At 69.7% G+C, this 16,077-nt stretch carries 18 protein-coding genes; 9 read left to right on the top strand and 9 right to left on the bottom strand.

From position 1 onward, the window contains the following. Nucleotides 1-598: 598 nt before the first annotated feature. The 3 genes from AC0685_RS39515 to AC0685_RS39505 all read left to right on the top strand — a co-directional run bounded on the left by AC0685_RS39515 (nucleotide 599) and on the right by AC0685_RS39505 (nucleotide 1,798). Complete coding sequence (locus AC0685_RS39515; RefSeq protein WP_478230181.1) at nucleotides 599-754, top strand: hypothetical protein; 156 nt, start codon at nucleotides 599-601, stop codon at nucleotides 752-754. A 161-nt stretch (nucleotides 755-915) separates the two neighbouring features. After that, nucleotides 916-1,257 (top strand): EthD domain-containing protein, encoded by a 342-nt coding sequence (locus AC0685_RS39510; protein ID WP_478230180.1) that lies wholly within the window; start codon nucleotides 916-918, stop codon nucleotides 1,255-1,257. A gap of 94 nt (nucleotides 1,258-1,351) precedes the next feature. Further along, nucleotides 1,352-1,798, top strand: a complete 447-nt coding sequence (locus AC0685_RS39505) for an SRPBCC family protein (RefSeq protein ID WP_478230179.1) — start codon at nucleotides 1,352-1,354, stop codon at nucleotides 1,796-1,798. Between the two features lie 19 nt (nucleotides 1,799-1,817). Here AC0685_RS39505 and AC0685_RS39500 read toward each other — a convergent pair whose 3' ends face one another. The 3 genes from AC0685_RS39500 to AC0685_RS39490 are packed head-to-tail and all read right to left on the bottom strand — an operon-like array spanning nucleotide 1,818 to nucleotide 5,312. Further along, the gene (locus AC0685_RS39500) at nucleotides 1,818-2,876 is read right to left on the bottom strand and encodes an NAD-dependent epimerase/dehydratase family protein (protein WP_478230178.1); all 1,059 of its coding nucleotides are present in this window, start codon (nucleotides 2,874-2,876) and stop codon (nucleotides 1,818-1,820) included. Next, nucleotides 2,873-4,456, bottom strand: a complete 1,584-nt coding sequence (locus AC0685_RS39495) for a phytoene desaturase family protein (protein ID WP_478230177.1) — start codon at nucleotides 4,454-4,456, stop codon at nucleotides 2,873-2,875. Before AC0685_RS39495 ends, AC0685_RS39500 begins: the two co-directional genes overlap by 4 nt. Before the next feature lie 28 nt (nucleotides 4,457-4,484). After that, nucleotides 4,485-5,312 (bottom strand): arylamine N-acetyltransferase family protein, encoded by an 828-nt coding sequence (locus AC0685_RS39490; RefSeq protein WP_478230176.1) that lies wholly within the window; start codon nucleotides 5,310-5,312, stop codon nucleotides 4,485-4,487. Between the two features lie 75 nt (nucleotides 5,313-5,387). Here AC0685_RS39490 and AC0685_RS39485 point away from each other — a divergent pair, with 75 nt between their 5' ends. Beyond that, entirely contained in the window at nucleotides 5,388-5,975 is a 588-nt protein-coding gene (locus AC0685_RS39485; RefSeq protein WP_478230175.1) for a TetR/AcrR family transcriptional regulator, read from the top strand. A gap of 10 nt (nucleotides 5,976-5,985) precedes the next feature. Here AC0685_RS39485 and AC0685_RS39480 read toward each other — a convergent pair whose 3' ends face one another. Beyond that, nucleotides 5,986-7,047, bottom strand: a complete 1,062-nt coding sequence (locus AC0685_RS39480; protein ID WP_478230174.1) for a hypothetical protein — start codon at nucleotides 7,045-7,047, stop codon at nucleotides 5,986-5,988. 82 nt (nucleotides 7,048-7,129) lie between these two features. After that, a complete protein-coding gene (locus tag AC0685_RS39475; protein WP_478230173.1) occupies nucleotides 7,130-8,086 on the bottom strand; it encodes a zinc-dependent alcohol dehydrogenase family protein in 957 nt (318 codons plus the stop codon). Between the two features lie 77 nt (nucleotides 8,087-8,163). Here AC0685_RS39475 and AC0685_RS39470 point away from each other — a divergent pair, with 77 nt between their 5' ends. After that, nucleotides 8,164-8,799, top strand: a complete 636-nt coding sequence (locus tag AC0685_RS39470) for a TetR/AcrR family transcriptional regulator (protein ID WP_478230172.1) — start codon at nucleotides 8,164-8,166, stop codon at nucleotides 8,797-8,799. 1 nt (nucleotide 8,800) lies between these two features. Here the strand turns inward: AC0685_RS39470 and AC0685_RS39465 are convergent, their stop codons facing one another. After that, a complete protein-coding gene (locus tag AC0685_RS39465) occupies nucleotides 8,801-9,442 on the bottom strand; it encodes a TetR/AcrR family transcriptional regulator C-terminal domain-containing protein (protein WP_478230171.1) in 642 nt (213 codons plus the stop codon). Between the two features lie 62 nt (nucleotides 9,443-9,504). Between AC0685_RS39465 and AC0685_RS39460 the strand changes: the two genes are divergently transcribed. Continuing rightward, nucleotides 9,505-9,864: a nitroreductase family deazaflavin-dependent oxidoreductase gene (locus AC0685_RS39460; protein ID WP_478230170.1), complete on the top strand. Its 360-nt coding sequence runs from the start codon at nucleotides 9,505-9,507 to the stop codon at nucleotides 9,862-9,864. Nucleotides 9,865-9,957: 93 nt separating this feature from the next. Then, nucleotides 9,958-11,115 (top strand): serine hydrolase domain-containing protein, encoded by a 1,158-nt coding sequence (locus AC0685_RS39455; protein ID WP_478230169.1) that lies wholly within the window; start codon nucleotides 9,958-9,960, stop codon nucleotides 11,113-11,115. 363 nt (nucleotides 11,116-11,478) lie between these two features. Here the strand turns inward: AC0685_RS39455 and AC0685_RS39450 are convergent, their stop codons facing one another. Continuing rightward, the gene (locus tag AC0685_RS39450; RefSeq protein ID WP_478230168.1) at nucleotides 11,479-12,393 is read right to left on the bottom strand and encodes a LysR family transcriptional regulator; all 915 of its coding nucleotides are present in this window, start codon (nucleotides 12,391-12,393) and stop codon (nucleotides 11,479-11,481) included. Nucleotides 12,394-12,465: 72 nt separating this feature from the next. Here AC0685_RS39450 and AC0685_RS39445 point away from each other — a divergent pair, with 72 nt between their 5' ends. After that, on the top strand, nucleotides 12,466-13,434 hold the full coding sequence (locus AC0685_RS39445; protein ID WP_478230167.1) for a DMT family transporter: 969 nt from the start codon (nucleotides 12,466-12,468) through the stop codon (nucleotides 13,432-13,434). Here the strand turns inward: AC0685_RS39445 and AC0685_RS39440 are convergent. After that, nucleotides 13,348-13,809 carry a universal stress protein gene (locus AC0685_RS39440; protein WP_478230166.1) on the bottom strand — a complete coding sequence of 154 codons (462 nt, stop codon included), beginning with the start codon at nucleotides 13,807-13,809 and terminating at the stop codon, nucleotides 13,348-13,350. The two genes, AC0685_RS39445 and AC0685_RS39440, sit on opposite strands and share 87 nt — an antisense overlap. A 7-nt stretch (nucleotides 13,810-13,816) precedes the next feature. Then, the gene (locus tag AC0685_RS39435; protein ID WP_478230165.1) at nucleotides 13,817-15,388 is read right to left on the bottom strand and encodes an MDR family MFS transporter; all 1,572 of its coding nucleotides are present in this window, start codon (nucleotides 15,386-15,388) and stop codon (nucleotides 13,817-13,819) included. An 81-nt stretch (nucleotides 15,389-15,469) separates the two neighbouring features. Here AC0685_RS39435 and AC0685_RS39430 point away from each other — a divergent pair, with 81 nt between their 5' ends. After that, nucleotides 15,470-16,051: a TetR/AcrR family transcriptional regulator gene (locus AC0685_RS39430; RefSeq protein ID WP_257485676.1), complete on the top strand. Its 582-nt coding sequence runs from the start codon at nucleotides 15,470-15,472 to the stop codon at nucleotides 16,049-16,051. Nucleotides 16,052-16,077: the final 26 nt, after the last annotated feature.

The raw sequence follows: 16,077 nt of genomic DNA, 5'->3' as shown, positions 1-16,077 counted from the left end.
CCCGGCTCCGCCGGGTGCCTTCGGCCTGCCCACTCACCCCTATTTTCGGATCAGAACCCGAAACGCCACTCACGACCAACCCGACCCACGACCAGGCAGCGAGGGAGCCTTCACCCCACCCGTCAACCTCGCCCAAGATCAACTTAAGCTACGTGTCATCGGGCTCTTTGAGGGGTAGGGCAAACGTGTCGGGTGCGGTGGGCGGTCCGCTCATGGCCGCCTTCGATCGTGTCGCGAAAGCCATGTCGACGGCGTAGCGAAGAGCCCCTTCCCTACCGTCAGGGTAGGCAAGGAGGCCTTCACCACCACCTGGGTCGATCACTTCAGCTGACGTCGCGAAGGTGGCTTTCGCGACACGCCACATTTGCCTTACCCCTCAATAGAACCCGAAACGCCACTTACGACCTCTCCTCAAATCGGGCATATGGCCTTGAAGCAGACATTTCGTCACTGGAAAGCGTCCCTTGTGGACACTCAGAGCGCAGCTGACTGCCGCCTCTGCCTTGACTCAGCGAAGGGGTCTTTCACCGCAGCGGCTCGGTCACGCCACATTTGACTTACCCCTCAATAATTCCCTGCGACTCCTTCGACTGGTCCTGTGAGCGCGGCCGCGAGCATCAGTGTCGCTCCGGCGGCGAACCTCCACCTGGACAGGGAATTCCCGTCGATGTTCCAGCCGGTGCGCGGCTGGGCGCCCGACATCGCCGGGCGGGGCGAGGCAACCCGCTCGGCACCTCGTGGTCCGCTGCGATGATGCTCGACCACGTGGGACACCCCGAAGCGAGCGGAGAGCTGCTGAACGGCCAGTACCGTCGATCTCGGTGAGCGGCCGACACCGCCGGTTACACGCGTGCGGTGCTGGACCGGGTAGGCGGTGTGGTGAACTGATCGGCACCGATGAAGGGAGCGCCTGCAGTGATCACCACCATCGCCCTGCTCAAGGCCCGTGATGGCCTCAGCCGGTCCGAGTTCGTCGAATATTACGAGAACCATCACGTCCCGCTCGTCCTCGGCCTCGCACCCGCGCCGGCCCTCTATGCCCGCAATTACCTGCCGGAGGCCGGAGCACGCGGGTTTCCCGCCGACTTCGACGTGATCACACACATGAAGTTCGCCGATGAGGCCACCCGTCGCGCCTGGCTGGCTCTCGTGCTTGCCGAGGATTCCGGGGTCGCCGAGGACGAAGCCCGGTTCCTCGATCGATCCCGGACCCGGTCGTGGACGGTCGAGGAACACTCCAGTGCGCGGGTGGGATAGCGGCGTTCGGGTTTGCCCTTGCCGCCGCAGGGTATCCGCCTCGGGTGAGGCGAGCCGGAAACGAGCCGGCCGGGTATCCAGGGCGGATGGGTTCATGGTCGACGTGAAGACGACGGTAGACACTTCTCCCGAGCGCGTGTTCGAGGTGCTCGCCGACGGCTGGACCTACGCGGCCTGGGTCGTGGGGGCCTCCCACATCCGTGACGTCGACAAGGGCTGGCCGGCGCGGGGAACGCGGATCCACCACTGCGTCGGCTCTTGGCCCCTCCTGCTCGACGACGTCACCAAGGTGCACGCAGTCGACCCGCCGAGGCTGCTCGAACTCGAGGCGCGGGCCTGGCCTTTCGGTACCGCGCGGATCCGGTTGGAACTGCGGGAAACCGCGTCGGCGACCACGGAGATCCTGATGTCCGAGCAGGCGACCCGCGGGCCTGGCCGCGTGCTGCCGGAGGCCGCGCAGGCGCTCTTCCTGGTGCCGAGGAACCGGGAATCCCTGCGACGTCTCGCGGATCTCGCCAAGGGGCGCGAAGCCGCCGATTGAGGACGGACTTTTCAGCCGCTCAACCGCCGGACTGATCCTGATGGCTCGGCCGCCCGAGCCGTACCCGGTCGCGCGGCGGGTCGAGGGGGTGGCTGTCGCCCCGTCGCCCGGCGCGGATGGCGGCGAGCAGTTCCCTGATCGTGGCCGCCGCGTCGTGCCGAGGTCGCCAGCCGAGTTCCTCCCGTGCGTGCCGGGTGTCCACAAGGGACGCTCGGTCGGCGAGCCGCAGCCAGGACGGATGCAGTGGTTGCAGGCCCAGCCGCCAGCTCGGCCAGGCCAGTCCGGTCAGCAGCCTCAGCGGTACGGGAACCCGGAACCCGCCTGCCAGCGCGGCGAGGTCGCGGCTGTCGAGGACGGGCTCGCCGGCGAGGTTGAACGCACCGGTCGCACGGCGGTCGAGGATCGCCCGGATCGCTTGTGCCACGTCGTCGGAGTGCACCACCTGCATCCGCAGCCCTGGCCACAACGGCACCGGCAGCCCTTTGCCGCCCAGCGGTAACGGTGGCGCCAGCGGGCCGAGCAGCCACCCCGAGAACTCGGCCGCGGCGTCCGGCTGCGCGACACCGCACGGACGGATCCGCGCCACCCCGATCCCCGGGTGATCACGGCAGAATTCGTCCAATTTGGACTCGAAGGCCGCTTTTCCGGCGCTGTAGGCGCTTTCGGGGAGCCCGCCGCAGGGCCATTCCTCATCCACCTCGTCCCACCGGTCGGCCGGTGTGTAGGCGGCGACCGACGACGCGCACACGATGTGGTTCACGCCGGCGTCGGCGGCCGCGCGCAGGACGTTCGCGCTGCCCGCCATGTTGGTCCGGCGCATCGCCGGATCGTCGGCGCGCGGATGGATCGCCCAGGCGAGGTGCACCACGGCGTCGGCGCCGTCGAAGATCTCGGTCAACCGCGGCCAGGCGTCGTTCGCGCCGATGTCCTGCTGGACCCAGCGGGCCGACGAGTAGGGCGCGGCCGTCGTGTCGGGGCGGCGGCGTGCCACTCCGAGCACGTCGTGCTCGTCTCCGGCCAGCGCCCGGAGCAGGGCGGTCCCGATGTTCCCGCTCGCGCCGGTGACGACGATCTTCATCGATAGACGGCGCGGTGCGCGGCACGCACTGTCGCGCGGTAGACGGAACCGGCCCAGCCGTCCCGGGCGAGGGCCGCCCTGGCGGCGTTCGATCCGGGTGCGCCGTGCACCGCGCCACCGGGATGCGCCGACGCCGACGCCAGGAAGAGCCGGTCGATCGGGGTGTCGGCCCGGCCGAGACCGGGGACGGGCCGGAAGAAGAGCTGTTGCTGGATGGCCGCGGTCCCGGCGTTGATCGAACCTTCCACCAGGCTGTGGTTCCCTTCCTCCAGTTCGGCGGGCCCGGCGATCGCCCGGCCCGCGATCAGGCCGCGGAAACCGGGTGCGTGCCTCTCGATGACCTCTTCCATCCGGTCCGCGTGGCGGCGCAACCGGGAAGCGGACCAGATCTCGCCCCTCGGCACATGCGTGTAGGCCCAGGCCGATTCGGTCCCGGCGGGGGAGCGGGTCGGGTCCGCGGTGGTCATCTGCCCGAGCAACAGGAACGGGTCGCCGGGCACTCGCCCGCAGGCGAGGTCGTTGGCGATCCCGGCGAGGCCGTCGAGATCCGCTCCGATGTGGACGGTCCCGGCCTCGCCGACTTCGGCGGCGCTCCACGGGATGGGCGAGGACAAGGCCCAGTCCACCTTGATGGTGGCGTCGTCCCAGACGAACCGGTCCAGATCGGACACCAGCCGCGAGGGAAGGTGCCCGGCGCCGACCAGATCCCGGTAGAGCACCGGAGCGGGGACGTCGGCGAGCACCGCCCGGCGGGCACGCACCCGTCGGCCGTCCGTGTCCCGGACACCCACCGCACGGCCGCCCGACAGCGTCACTTCGGTGACCGGCGTGCCACAGACGATCTCCCCGCCCTTGGCGGACAGCCGGTTTACCAGCGCGTCGGTCAGACAGCCGGCCCCGCCTTCCGGGACCGGGAATCCTACGTCCTGACCGAGCATGGTCAGCAGCCAGCCGAAGACACCGCTCCCGGCCTGGTCCGGGCCGAGGTCGGTGTGCATGGCGTTGCCCGCGAGCAGCAGACGGGCGCCCTCGCCGTCGAACTTCTCCTTGCCGAGACCACGGGAGGTCAAGGTCAGCATCCTCATCAGCCGGAGCGATTCCGCCGTGCCGAGCGTCTTGACCAGCCGTGCCCCCGGCCGCACCGGCGGAAAGGGGCGCACGATCGCGTCGAGCAGCGGTTCGCGCAGACGCCGCCAGTTCGCGTATTCGGCCCGCAGCCTGTCCGCGTCCCGTTTGTCGAACTCCGCCACGGAACGCGCGGTGCGGTCAAGGTCACGGGACTGCAGGACGTACCGGTCGTCGGGCAGCACATGCGCCAGCACCGCCGGGGCGTGCCGCCACCGCAGGCCGTGGTCTTCGAGTTCCAGCCCGGCGAGCACCGGTGACGCCGCACCGAGCGGGTAGAAAGCGCTGTAGACGTCGTTGCGGAAACCGGGAGCGGTGAGTTCCTCGGTCCGTACCGCGCCACCGGGCTTGGCAGTGGCCTCGATGACCAGTGTCTCCCAGCCGGCGTCGGCCAGGAGATTGGCCGCGACCAGGCCGTTCGGCCCCGATCCGATCACCACGGCGTCGACTTCCATGATCAGGGCATACCCCGGACAGGCGGGTTCAACCCCTGTCGTCCGACTTCGCCTGGATGGCCAGCCACGCCTCGTGCTGCTCTTCGGTCTTGGCCCAGAGGGCCGCCAGTTTCCCGGCGCCGATGTCCTCCACCGGGATACGGAACTCCCGCAGCGTCTCGGCGAACTCGTCGAGAGAGGACAGCGTGCGGCGTTCGCCGTCGCCGCGTCTGACCGTGCGCGCGCGAAGTGCCAGCTCGCGTCCGTCACGATGATGTTGAGCCACGAGCACCCTGGCGAACGGGGACTCCGGCGACCTGATCTCGTCCCGTTCGGCGAATTCGGTGACCTCGCGGGGCACGGTGCGGAAGTCGCAGGAGTCGACCGTGCCACCGGGATGGTGGTGCATCCGCCAGGTCTCGTCATCGAGGCGCTCGATCCGGAACGGCAGTTGTCCTTGCCGATACGTGCCTTCCCGCACCGGAAGGGGTTCGAGGAACGCGTCTCCGATCCCGGTGTCGGCGAGCCAGGTCTCGCCCTCGACGTCGACCAGCAGGGCGATGTGGTTGCCCCATTGGCCTTCGCCGCGAGTCGAGCGCAGGACGGCGGCTTCCACGACGGTCACCTCGAATCCGGCCGCTCGCAGCAAAAGGGCGAGCGCGCCGTTCATCTCATAGCAGAGCCCGCCCCGCCGACGGCGCGTGAACTTGTCGATCAACGCTTCCGGGTCGAGCAGGATCGTCTTGCCGAGCTGGAGGTCGAGGTTCTCGTAGGGCACTCGCAGCCGCCACGCGCGGTGCAGGTTCCGGAGCGTGGCCGGATCCGGCCGGACGGGCTCGCGGTACTCCAGCCGGTCGAGGAACGCGTCGAGGATCATGCGGCTCTCCTTGGGTAAAGCGGCTCTAAAATTAGAGTAGCTCTAATTTTGATGTCGATCCAGTACGCTCGCGTCATGACCGAGCCGGTGGGTTTGCGGGAACGGAAGAAATGGCGCACCCGGAAGGTGTTGATCGAGACGGCGTACCGGCTCTTCGAACGGCAGGGCTACGACCGGACGACCACCGCCGAGATCGCCGCGGCCGCCGAGGTGTCCACCGCGACGTTCTTCAACCACTTCGCGACGAAGGAAGACCTGGTCCTCACCGGCGACGGCGAGCACCTCCTGCGCGTGGGCCTGGACGTGCTCGCCGCGCGAGGGGCGGGCGAGACACCTGCAACGCTTCTGCGGCGCGCGATGCTCGGGATGCTCGCCGAGGCGGGCGCTGGGCTCCGCGATCCGGCCGCCGCGCCCGAGCGGATCCGGCTGGACCTGATCACGTCGGTGCCGTCGTTGCGCGCGACGATGCTGCAGCGGGCCTTCGACGCTCAGGAGCGGCTTTCGGCCGCGCTGTGCCAAGCCTGCGAGATCGACGAGCTCGACGCCGCGGCGCTGGTCGGCTCGGCCACCGGGGCGGTCTTCGCCGCCGGGCGAACGGCCCTCCGCCTCGGGACTCCGCTCGACGAGGCGATGCGGCGGGCGATCGAGCTCGCGACGGCCTGACCGGGCGGCTTCACGAACGGTGCCAGGCGATCCCGCGATATGCGGAGCTGTCCGCCGCGAAGCCGTAGCCGATGATGACGGTGCCGCTCGCGTTGATGTGCTGGGCCATGATCGCCGTGATACCGCGAGGGGACGGGAGCGGGAAGGGTGTCGTGTCCGCGTCCCAGCACACCGGCCGCGTCGTTTCCCGGCTCTCGGACTCGCCGACGACGGTCCCGGCTTCGTCGATGTCGAAACACGTACTGGCGACGTCCGAAGGCAGGGGCCGGAGCACGGTGGGCCGTCCATCGCGATCCCAGCGCGCGCCGATGCCGCGCCGGTCCGGGGTCAGGCCCCAGCCGATCGCGACACCTCCTCCGGTGATCCGGACGACCTGTCCCGCGGAGAACTCCGGTTCCCCGGTCAGCAGGACGGTGCCTCCGTCACGGTTCCACACGACCCCGTCGCCGAGGATGGCGCCGGAGTCGGTGATCCCGCACGCCGTCGCGCGGCGGGGCGGGGGCAGTGTGCTGATCTTCCCCGACGATGACCAGCGCACCGCGGTGCGGACGCCCGAGCTGTTTTTGGCCGATCCGACGACTTCGTCCAGGCCGTTCAGGTCCTCCCCCTGCGTCTCGCCGTCCCCGGGCAGGGCGGCGAGTTCGACGGTTTCCCCGCCCGGTTCCCAGCGCAGTGCCCGCCAGCGATAGCCCGGCCACATGGCGTTCCCCAATATCGACCCGCGTGCGTTCACCCGGCACGCCGTGCCGGAGACCGCCCCGTCGGGGAGTTCGAGCGCGTGCACCCGGCCGTCGGGCCGCCAGCACACGGGCCGGAGTTGCTCTCCGGCGAGGAGCGAACCCGCGATGACCCCCGCGGCGTTGACGCTGACCGCGCGTCCGCCGGAACAGCCGTCGAGGATCGGCAACGGCGTGGGATCCTCGTCGCGGTCCCAGCGCACCGGCCGCGACCCCGACTCGCCCACGATCACCCCGGCGTCGTTCACGCAGTAGGCGCCGGTGCTTTCGCCGTCCGAGAGCGGCCGCAAGCCGACCGCAGTGAATCCAGGTCCTTCGGGTATCGGATCGGGCACGAGTGGGCAGCCTAGTGCGACGGCGCACGCGATGGGGAAACTTGCACTGACCGGGTGACACGGCACTCCACAATGGACCGGTCTACGGGGTCAGGACGATCCTGCCGAACACGTCGCCGTCGTCCATCTTCCGATGCGCCAGAACGGCTTTCTCCAGCGGCAGTACCTCGTGCACCACCGCGCGCAGTTCGCCGCGCGCCGCCGCGCCGAAGTGTTCCGTGCTCACCGCCCGCCGGTCCGGCTCGGGGATCGAGTCCGCGCTGAAAGCCGCGACCGACAGGGACTTCCGGAAGGTCGCCATCAGCTTCGCGCCGAAGTCCGCCGGGGGCATGCCCGCGACGACGCCGACGACGACCATGCGGCCGTTCGGATTCATCCGGTCGAAGAAGGACGGCATGTCCACACCGGACACGATGTCGATGATGACGTCGTAACCGGCCGGCCCGTCCCCCTCGCCGGACCGGTCGAGGACGTGGGTCGCCCCCAGCTCGCGCAGGCGGTCGCCGCGTTCGGCCGAGGACGTCGTGACCGCCACGGCGCTCGCGCCACCGTGTGCCGCGAGCTGCGCCGCCATGATCCCGATGCTGCCCGCCGCACCGCGCACCAGCACCGACTCGCCCGCCGTGAAATGGGCGTGGGCGAGAGCGAAATGCGCCACCATGCCGGAAGTCCCGACGGCCACCGCGTCGGCGGCCGGCAGGTTCTCGGGAAGGGGGACGATCTTCTCCGCCGGGACGGCCGCTTGTTCGACGTAGCCGCCGCCCTCGCCGGTGAACGCCCAGACGCGCCGCCCGGCCCAGGCCGGATCGACGCCGCCGCCGACCGCCGTGACGGTACCGGCCACCTCGTTGCCGGGGACGAATCCTTCCTGGAAACCGAAACCGGCGAGAGCGCCGCTGCGGATCACGGTGTCGACGCCGCCGACACCGATCGCTTCCACGCTGATCAGCACTTCTCCCTCGGTGGGAACGGGGGAGGGGACGTCGATCACGGCGAGGCCCTCGGGGGCGCCGAACGTCCGGATCTCGACTGCGCGCATTTCGTCTCCTGGTCGTTGATCACTGGTCCGGCGGACGTTAACGGACGCCCCCGTCCGTTTTGGCTAAAGTGAGAGCGGTGACCGATCATTTGTCTCGGATCCCGCGCTCCGACGCCGTGGACAACCGCGAACGCATCCTCGAAGCCGCTCGCGTGCTGTTCGCCACCGAGGGCCTGAACGTGCCGCTGCGGGAGGTCGCGCGCCGCGCCGAAGTCGGCCCCGCCACGCTGTACCGCCACTTCCCGACCAAGGAGATACTGGCGACGGAGGCGTTCGCCGAGCAGATGCGCACCTGTCACGCCGTCGTCGACGAGGGGCTCGCCGACCCGGATCCATGGCGCGGCTTCTGTTCCGTGATCGAGAAGATCTGCGAGGTGCATTCGCGCGACCGGGGCTTCACGGCGGCTTTCGTCTCGGCCTTTCCCAAGGCGGTGGACTTCACCGCGGATCGCGACTACGCGCTCAAGGCGATCGCCGAGCTGGCGGGCCGGGCCAAGGACGCCGGGAAACTGCGCCCCGACTTCGTCCTCGACGACCTGATCCTCATGCTCATGGCCAACAACGGGATCCAGGCCGCTTCGGCGGCCGCGCAGGTGGCGGCGTCCCGCCGGTTCGCCGCGCTCGTGATCCAGGCCTTCCGGGCCGTGCCGGAACGGTCGCCGCTGCCGCCGGTGGCGCGGTTGGCCCTCGCGCTGCCGGGAGTGGGCCGCTGAGTCATTTCCTGCGAGCTTCGAGGCCTTCCAGGATGAGGTCGAGGCCGTAGGCGAATTCCTTCGTGTGGTCGTGACCCGGCCGCTGGGCGTGCTCGGTGATCACCTCGGCCAGATAAGGGAACTCGTCACGCGGCAGGGTGTCGAGGATGTCGTCCGCGACCCCCGGGACGTCTTCGCTCAGCGGGAGGTTCGACTCCTGCAGTACGAATCCGCCGATGTAGCTGTCGATGAGCGAGACGGCGTGCACCGCCATCGGCAGCGTGAATCCCGCTCGCCGAAGGACGCCGAGGACGGCGTCGTGGTGTCGGAGCGTCGCCGGCCCCGGATTCCGGCGGGAGTCCATGAGGCCCAGCGCCCAGCTGTGCCGCGACAGGACCTCGCGTGCGGACGAAGCACGCGCGCGGATCGCGTCACGCCAATCGGCGATTTCGGTGCCGGGCAGCTCGATCGCCGCGAACACCGCGTCGACGACGCCGTCGAGGATCGCGTCCTTGTTCGGCACGTGGTGGTACAGAGACATGGCCTCCACGCCCAGGTGCTGCGCGACCCGGCGCATCGTCATCGCTTCCACGCCACCGCGATCGGCGACTTCGATCGCGGCCTTCAGTACGCGGTCCCTGGTGAGTGATCGGCGAGGCGGCACATTGACAACCTTACAGGTGTAAGCCAACCTTACGAGTGTAAGGCCATCGAGAGGAGAGTCCGATGCCGATGCCGAGATGGTGGGGCCACGTCACCAAGCGGGTGTTCAACCCCCGTGCGATCGCCGCGGGGAAGTACCCGGTGCTGATCCACGTCGGCCGCACCTCGGGAAAGACCCGCCACACGCCGCTCGACGCGCATCCCGTCGACGGCGGCTACCTGTTCGTCCCGGTGTACGGCCCGGAGGCGGACTGGGTGCGCAACATCATGGCCGCGGGGCAAGCGCGGCTTCGGATCGACGGGCGGGAAGTGGACCTCACCGGTCCGCGGCTCGTCGGGGCGGACGAATTCCCCGACGGCGTGACCCGCCCGCCGAAACTGCTCCGCGTCACCGAATTTCTCCGGATGGACCTGAAACCCTGAGACGCCCCCTGTTCGCGGCTAGTACCAGGGAGGTATGCGGCATCGTTCTTCAAGCCGATGCCCGATGCGCCGTCGCTTCGTAGTTTTGCCGGTATGAAACGAACTTCAGTGGTCATCGCCGCGATTTGCGCGGCAACGCTCGTTTCCCCGGCCGTCGCGTCCGCGACGCCACCGCTGCAGCGGACACTGCAGCGCGACGCCGACACACTCGTGGCGAACGGTTCACCCGGCGCGCTCGTGGAGGTCAGTACGGCCAGGGGCAGCGTCAAGGTGCGCAGCGGCCACGGCGATCTGCGGACCCGGACACCGGTGCCGTGGGACGGGCATTTCCGGATCGCGAGTTTCAGCAAGACGTTCCTGTCCGCGACGATGCTCCAGCTCGTCGGAGAGGGACGGCTTTCCTTGGGGGACACCGTGGATCGGTGGCTGCCGGGGGTGGTGAGCGGGAACGGCAACGACGGCAACGCCATCACCGTCCGGCAGTTGCTGCAGCACACCAGCGGGCTGCACGACTACATGGCGGAACTCGATCTCTTCACCGAGAAGGGCTTTCTGCGTCACCGGTTCGACGAGCTCAGCGCATCCGACGCGGTGAAGCTGGCGGTCGGCAAGCCGCCGGAGTTCGCACCCGGGACGAGCTGGGGCTACTCCAACACCAACTACGTGCTCGCCGGGATGATCACCGAGAAGGTGACCGGCCGGGACTGGCAGCAGGAGATCATCGACCGGATCGTCCGCCCGCTGAACCTGCGCGAGACCACCCTGCCGTACACGTCGCCGTTCATCCCGGCTCCGCACGCGCGAGGGTACGACCGGTTCGTCGTCGAGGGCTCCAATCCGCCGCGGCTCGGACGGCGGGTGGACGTGACCCTGATGAATCCGTCGATGGGCGGGGGAGCGGACGGATCGATCAACAGCACCACCGAGGACGGCAACAAGTTCCTCCGGGCACTGCTGGGCGGCAGGGTGCTCCCGCCGTCGATGCTGGCGGAGATGAAGAAGACCGTGCCCGCGCCGGGTCTTGGCGCGTACGGGCTCGGTCTGGTGAAGTCGACCGTTTCCTGCGGTGACTACTGGGGCCACGGCGGCGCGCTGCCCGGCTACCTGACGGGCAACGGCGTGACCGAGGACGGCAAGCGCAGCGTGATGGTTTCGCTGAACACGCTCACGCCGTACCACCCCGGTGCCGAACCGCCGGCGGGGAACCCGCTGGATCCGGTGATCGACCACGCCCTCTGCGGTCGCGGCTGACTCGCCTCGTGAGTGGTAGGGACGGTTCTAACCGTCCCTACCACTCACGAGCGGGTGTGACTGCTGGTGGGTGTGGCGACCGTGGGCGGGCAGAAGGTAGCGAAGGCCCCCATCCCTCGGGGAGAAGGTAGCGAAGGCCTCCTTGCCTACCTTGAGGGTAGGGAAGGGGGCCTTCACGGACTCGGTAATCGTCACGTTCGCCCCACATGCACCAGCAGTCACAGCAGCAGCGCGTGAAGGCCCCCTTCCCTCGGCTCAGCCGGGGAAACTCGACCTTCACACCTTGCCGAGTACATGAAGGCCCCTTCCTCTTGGGTTCTAGGTACAGGAAGGAGGCCTTCATGTACCGGGCCGTACTGCCGCTCACGAGCCCCAAGATCTCGCGGCCTCCACCAGGGCCGTGACGCACTCCGCGACAGCGGGCCGCGTTTCCCCCTGAGGCTGCACCGCGTAGAGCTGCCGATGCAGGACCGGTTCGAGCGGGGCGCACACCACCGTCGGCGGCGCGATCGTGGTGGCCATGCCCGGCACCAGCGTGACAGCGCCGAGCCCGGCGACGACGGCGAACTGGGTGCCGAACCCGCTGACCGTATGCCGCACGATCGGTTCGATCCCGCGTTCACGCAGCGTCTGGCGGATCCAGGCGTTCGCCAGCGTCGGCCGGGCCCAGGCGACCCAGATCTCGTCCGCGAGGTCTTCGGCGCGGACCGAATCCGCGCCGGCCAGCGGATGCCCGGCCGGGAGCACGATCATCGCCGAGTCGTCGCGCAGTCCGGTCCAGCGGGTCGCGGGCGGGCGGGTGAGCGGCAGGTTCTCCCAGCTCTCGACGACCACGACGTCGAAGACACCGTCGGCCAGCGCGGGAAGGGCGACTTCGGGTTCGACCTCGTGCAGCCGCGCCTCGATGCCGGGGTGGCGGACGGCGAGGCCGGTGAGCGCCGGCGCGATGAACGTGTGCACCCCGGAGGGGATGGCGCCGATCTCGACCACACCGGTCGTCTCCCCGGTGAGGGAGTCCAGATCCGCGCGGGCGGCGCGGAGTTCGGCGAGCACGCGGTCCGAGCGCTGCGCCAGCAGCAGCCCCGCCGGGGTGAGCCGCACGCCGCGCCCGTGCCGGACGAGGAGCCCGGTGCCTGCCTCCCGCTCCAGTTTGGTCAGCTGCTGGGAGATCGCCGACGGCGTCACGTGCAGCAGCTCGGCCGCCGCGGCGAGCGATCCCCGCCGCCACACCGCGTGCAGCATCCGCAGCCGTTCCACATTGGACAGATCGCCACTCATTAGCCGAGCTTAACCCTCGGAGTAAGAGGATCTCGCTGGTCATGCCCGCCGCCGTGCGATCGAATCGAAGGCATGCGGCACACCGGATTCTTCGTCGATCCGAGGACACAGGGAGTCCTCGGCGCGCTCGCGATCGCCCTGTCCGCCCCGCTCGTCGCCCTGTCCGGGGTCAGCTCGACGACGGCGACGTTCTTCCGCTGCCTGTTCGCGTTGCCGATCCTGGTGATCTTGGCGCGTTCCAGGGAGCGGGGGCACCGTCCCACCCCGGCCGCACGCCGGCGCCACGTGCTCGCCGGTGTCCTGCTCGGCGTCGACATGGTGCTGTGGAGCGAGGCGATCCTCTCCGTCGGCGCGGGCGTCGCCACGGCGCTGGTCAACGTCCAGGTCGTCCTCGTCCCCCTGGCCGGTCTGCTGTGGTTCGGCGAGCGGCCGCCGCGGGCGTTCTGGCTGTCCATTCCGGTGATGCTGGCGGGGACCGCGCTGGCCGGTGGGCTGGCGGACGGCGGTGCCGCGGGCAGCGATCCCTGGTACGGCACCGTCATGGCGGTGCTGGCGGGAGTCGCCTACGCCGGTTACCTGATCCTGTTGCGCCGCGCCGGATCCGACGGCGGCGGGCGCACGGCGATGCTCGCCACCGCGACCGCGGCGTCGGCGAGCGTGGGGGGACTTTCCGGCCTGTTCGCCGGAAACCTCGACGTCACGCCGCCGGCTTGGGCGTTGCTGTGGCTGTTCGTGCTGGCCGTGACCGGTCAGGTGCTCGGCTGGCTCCTGATCGGGAAGGCCCTGTCCGCCCTGCCCGCGAGCGGCGGGTCCGCCGTGCTGATGCTGCAACCCGCCGCCGCGATCCTGTTCGGTGCCGCCCTGCTCGGCCAGTGGCCGACCCCGCTGCAACTGGCGGGTTGCGCGTTCGTCGTCGCCGCGGTGGGCGCCGTCTCGTTCCTCGGCGGCCGGTCGTCAGGGAACCACCAGCACCGGCCAGTGCCCGGTCCTGATGAGCTTGGTCGCGACCGACCCCGCGAACCGGTGACCGGCCTTCTGTGAGGCGCCGACCACGACGGTGTCGACCTGGCTGCGGTCGGCGGTGTCGCGGAGCGCGGTGTACGGATCGCCGAAGGTCTTCAGGAAGTTGACCGGCACTTCCAGCTCTTCGGCCGCCGTGCGGATCTGCTCGCGGATCTCTTCGTAGAGCCGCACTGCCGTGTCGTGTTCCACCGTCGCCGCGATTGCGGGACCGAGCGCCGGACGGCAGACGAAGGCGACGATCAGCCTGCCGCCCTCGCGCCGGGCCATGCCGAAGGCGAAGGCGGCCGCCCGCATCGCCGTGTCGGAGCCGTCGACCCCGGCGAGGATGGCCCGCCCCGTGTGGTGCCGGGGCGGGCCGAAACGCTCCACAGTGGACTCGAAGGCCCCGTTCATCGCGCGCCTACCTGACGACCGCGTCGGACGCCGGGGCTTCCGTCTCCACGTCGAGCGTGGTGCGCAGGGTGAGCGGCTTGAGCAGCAGCGCCGCGATCACGCCCACGACACCCACCGCCGCGGAGATCAGGAAGATGTGCGCGGTCGCGTCGCCGTACACGGTGTGCACGATCGTCTGGACCTCCGGCGGCAGCGCCTTGAGGTTCAGCGCGCTGACGCTGCCCGTCGACGCCTGGCCCGCCGGTACGTGCAGCGCGGTGGACAGGTCGGCGGTGACCCGGTTCGCGAGCACCGCGCCCAGCACCGAGACGCCGATGGTGCCGCCGAGCGACCGGAAGAACGTGACCGAAGCGCTGGCCGCGCCCAGATCCCGTAACGGCACGGTGTTCTGCACCGCGAGGACGAGGTTCTGCATCGTCATGCCGACACCTACGCCGACGATCGCCATCGCGACGCCGACCAGCCACAGCGGCGAGGCGTGGTCGACGGTGCCCAGCCCGAGGAAGCCGATCACCAGGGTGATCGTGCCCGCCACGATGTACGGCTTCATCCGTCCGGTGCGGCTGATCAGGCGCCCGGACACGGTCGACGAGACGAGCACGCCGCCCATCAGCGGAATGGTCAGCAGACCGGCTTCGGTGGGGGAGTAGCCGCGGCCGACCTGGAAGTACTGGCCGAGGAACACCGCGCCGCCGAACATCGCCATCCCGACCGCGAGGCTCGCGATGATCGCCAGCGCGGGGGTGCGCCGGGTGATGATGTGCAACGGGACGACCGGTTCACGGACCTTTCGCTCCACCAGCACGGCGAAGGCGAGGAGGACGACGCCGCCCGCCACCATCACGGCCGTCTGCCAGGACAGCCAGTCGAAGCCGTTGCCGACGAACGAGACCCAGATCAGCAGGACACTCACGCCCGCCGCGATCAGACCCGCGCCGAGGTAGTCCACCTGGACGCCTTCCCGGCGCACGGTCTCCAGCTTCAGGGTCCGCTGCAGCACGATGAACGCCGCCACCGCGATCGGCACGCCGACGAAGAAGCACCAGCGCCAGCCGAGCCACGGCACGTCCACGATCAGGCCGCCGAGCAGCGGCCCCCCGACGGTGGCGACCGCCATGACCGCGCCGAGGTAACCGTTGTAGCGGCCGCGTTCCCGCGGCGGGATGATCGCCGCGATCACGACCTGGACCAGCGCCTGCAGGCCGCCGACGCCGATGCCCTGGAACGCCCGGGCGGCGATCAGCTGCCCGGTGTTCTGGCTGAACCCGCTGATCGTCGAACCGATCACGAAGATCACGATCGCGATCTGCACCAGCGTCTTCTTGTTGAACAGATCGGCGAGTTTGCCCCAGATCGGGGTGGTGGCCGTCGCCGCCAGCAGGGTGGCCGTGACCACCCACGTGTACTGCGTCTGCGTGCCGTTCAGCGAGCCGATGATCAACGGCAGGGCGGTCGACACGACCGTCGAGCTGATCATCGCCACGAGCAGCGCGAGCAGCAGACCGGACAGCGATTCGAGCACCTGGCGGTGTCCCATCGCCCCTGACGGTGCCTCCGCCGTCGTTCCCTCGGTCTTCATGGCGTCCTTTCGAGCGGCAGTTGTTGCTCATTGTGCAAACTTGCACAGTGAGAACTTTATTCCCCTCGCTACGCTGTCCTGGTGGACACCCTCGACACGCTGCGCACCCGCAAGAAGGCGGCGACGCGGCAATCGCTGCACGAGGCCGCGCTCCGGCTGGCGATGGAGCACGGGCTGGACGGCGTGACCGTCGAGGACATCGCCGACGCGGTGGGCGTCTCCCGGCGGACGTTCTCGAACTACTTCGCGAACAAAGAGGACGCGATCCTGCACGCCGACCGCGAGCGCACCGGGCTGCTGGTGTCGCTGGTCGAGGGCAGGCCGCCGGGCGAGAAGCCCTGGCAGGCGCTGCGGGCGGCGTGCCGGGAGCTGTATCGGGCGCACCCCGTCCCCGACCGTGAATGGGTGGCGCAGCTACGGCTGCTGCGACGGCATCCGTCGCTGCTCGCGCGGCAGGCGGGCGATCAGTTCGCTCTCGAACGCGACCTGATCGCGGTGCTGCTCGCCAGGGGGCACGGCCTCGATCAGGAGCTGGCCAGACTCACCGCGGCGACCTTCCTTGCCACGTTGCGGACGGGGAACGTGCTGTGGCTGGAAGGTCCGGAGGAGCAGTCGCTTCCCGAGCTGGTCGACCGGTTGCTGGGCCGCGTTCAGCTCCGGTGACCGAGGGCGTAGGCCGTCGTCAACCT

The sequence above is a fragment of the Amycolatopsis sp. NPDC043889 genome (assembly GCF_056435645.1).
Note: the sequence above shows the minus strand (reverse complement) of the source record. Positions and strands in the feature narration are given on the sequence as shown.

Excerpts from the sequence above, each read along its gene's own strand:
- AC0685_RS39485 (WP_478230175.1), top strand. The coding sequence starts at position 5,388 with ATGACCGAGCCGGTGGGTTTGCGGGAACGGAAGAAATGGCGCACCCGG.
- AC0685_RS39500 (WP_478230178.1), bottom strand. The coding sequence starts at position 2,876 with ATGAAGATCGTCGTCACCGGCGCGAGCGGGAACATCGGGACCGCCCTG.
- AC0685_RS39490 (WP_478230176.1), bottom strand. The coding sequence starts at position 5,312 with ATGATCCTCGACGCGTTCCTCGACCGGCTGGAGTACCGCGAGCCCGTC.
- AC0685_RS39505 (WP_478230179.1), top strand. The coding sequence starts at position 1,352 with ATGGTCGACGTGAAGACGACGGTAGACACTTCTCCCGAGCGCGTGTTC.
- AC0685_RS39460 (WP_478230170.1), top strand. The coding sequence starts at position 9,505 with ATGCCGATGCCGAGATGGTGGGGCCACGTCACCAAGCGGGTGTTCAAC.
- AC0685_RS39445 (WP_478230167.1), top strand. The coding sequence starts at position 12,466 with ATGCGGCACACCGGATTCTTCGTCGATCCGAGGACACAGGGAGTCCTC.
- AC0685_RS39450 (WP_478230168.1), bottom strand. The coding sequence starts at position 12,393 with ATGAGTGGCGATCTGTCCAATGTGGAACGGCTGCGGATGCTGCACGCG.
- AC0685_RS39455 (WP_478230169.1), top strand. The coding sequence starts at position 9,958 with ATGAAACGAACTTCAGTGGTCATCGCCGCGATTTGCGCGGCAACGCTC.
- AC0685_RS39475 (WP_478230173.1), bottom strand. The coding sequence starts at position 8,086 with ATGCGCGCAGTCGAGATCCGGACGTTCGGCGCCCCCGAGGGCCTCGCC.
- AC0685_RS39440 (WP_478230166.1), bottom strand. The coding sequence starts at position 13,809 with ATGAACGGGGCCTTCGAGTCCACTGTGGAGCGTTTCGGCCCGCCCCGG.
- AC0685_RS39435 (WP_478230165.1), bottom strand. The coding sequence starts at position 15,388 with ATGAAGACCGAGGGAACGACGGCGGAGGCACCGTCAGGGGCGATGGGA.
- AC0685_RS39495 (WP_478230177.1), bottom strand. The coding sequence starts at position 4,456 with ATGGAAGTCGACGCCGTGGTGATCGGATCGGGGCCGAACGGCCTGGTC.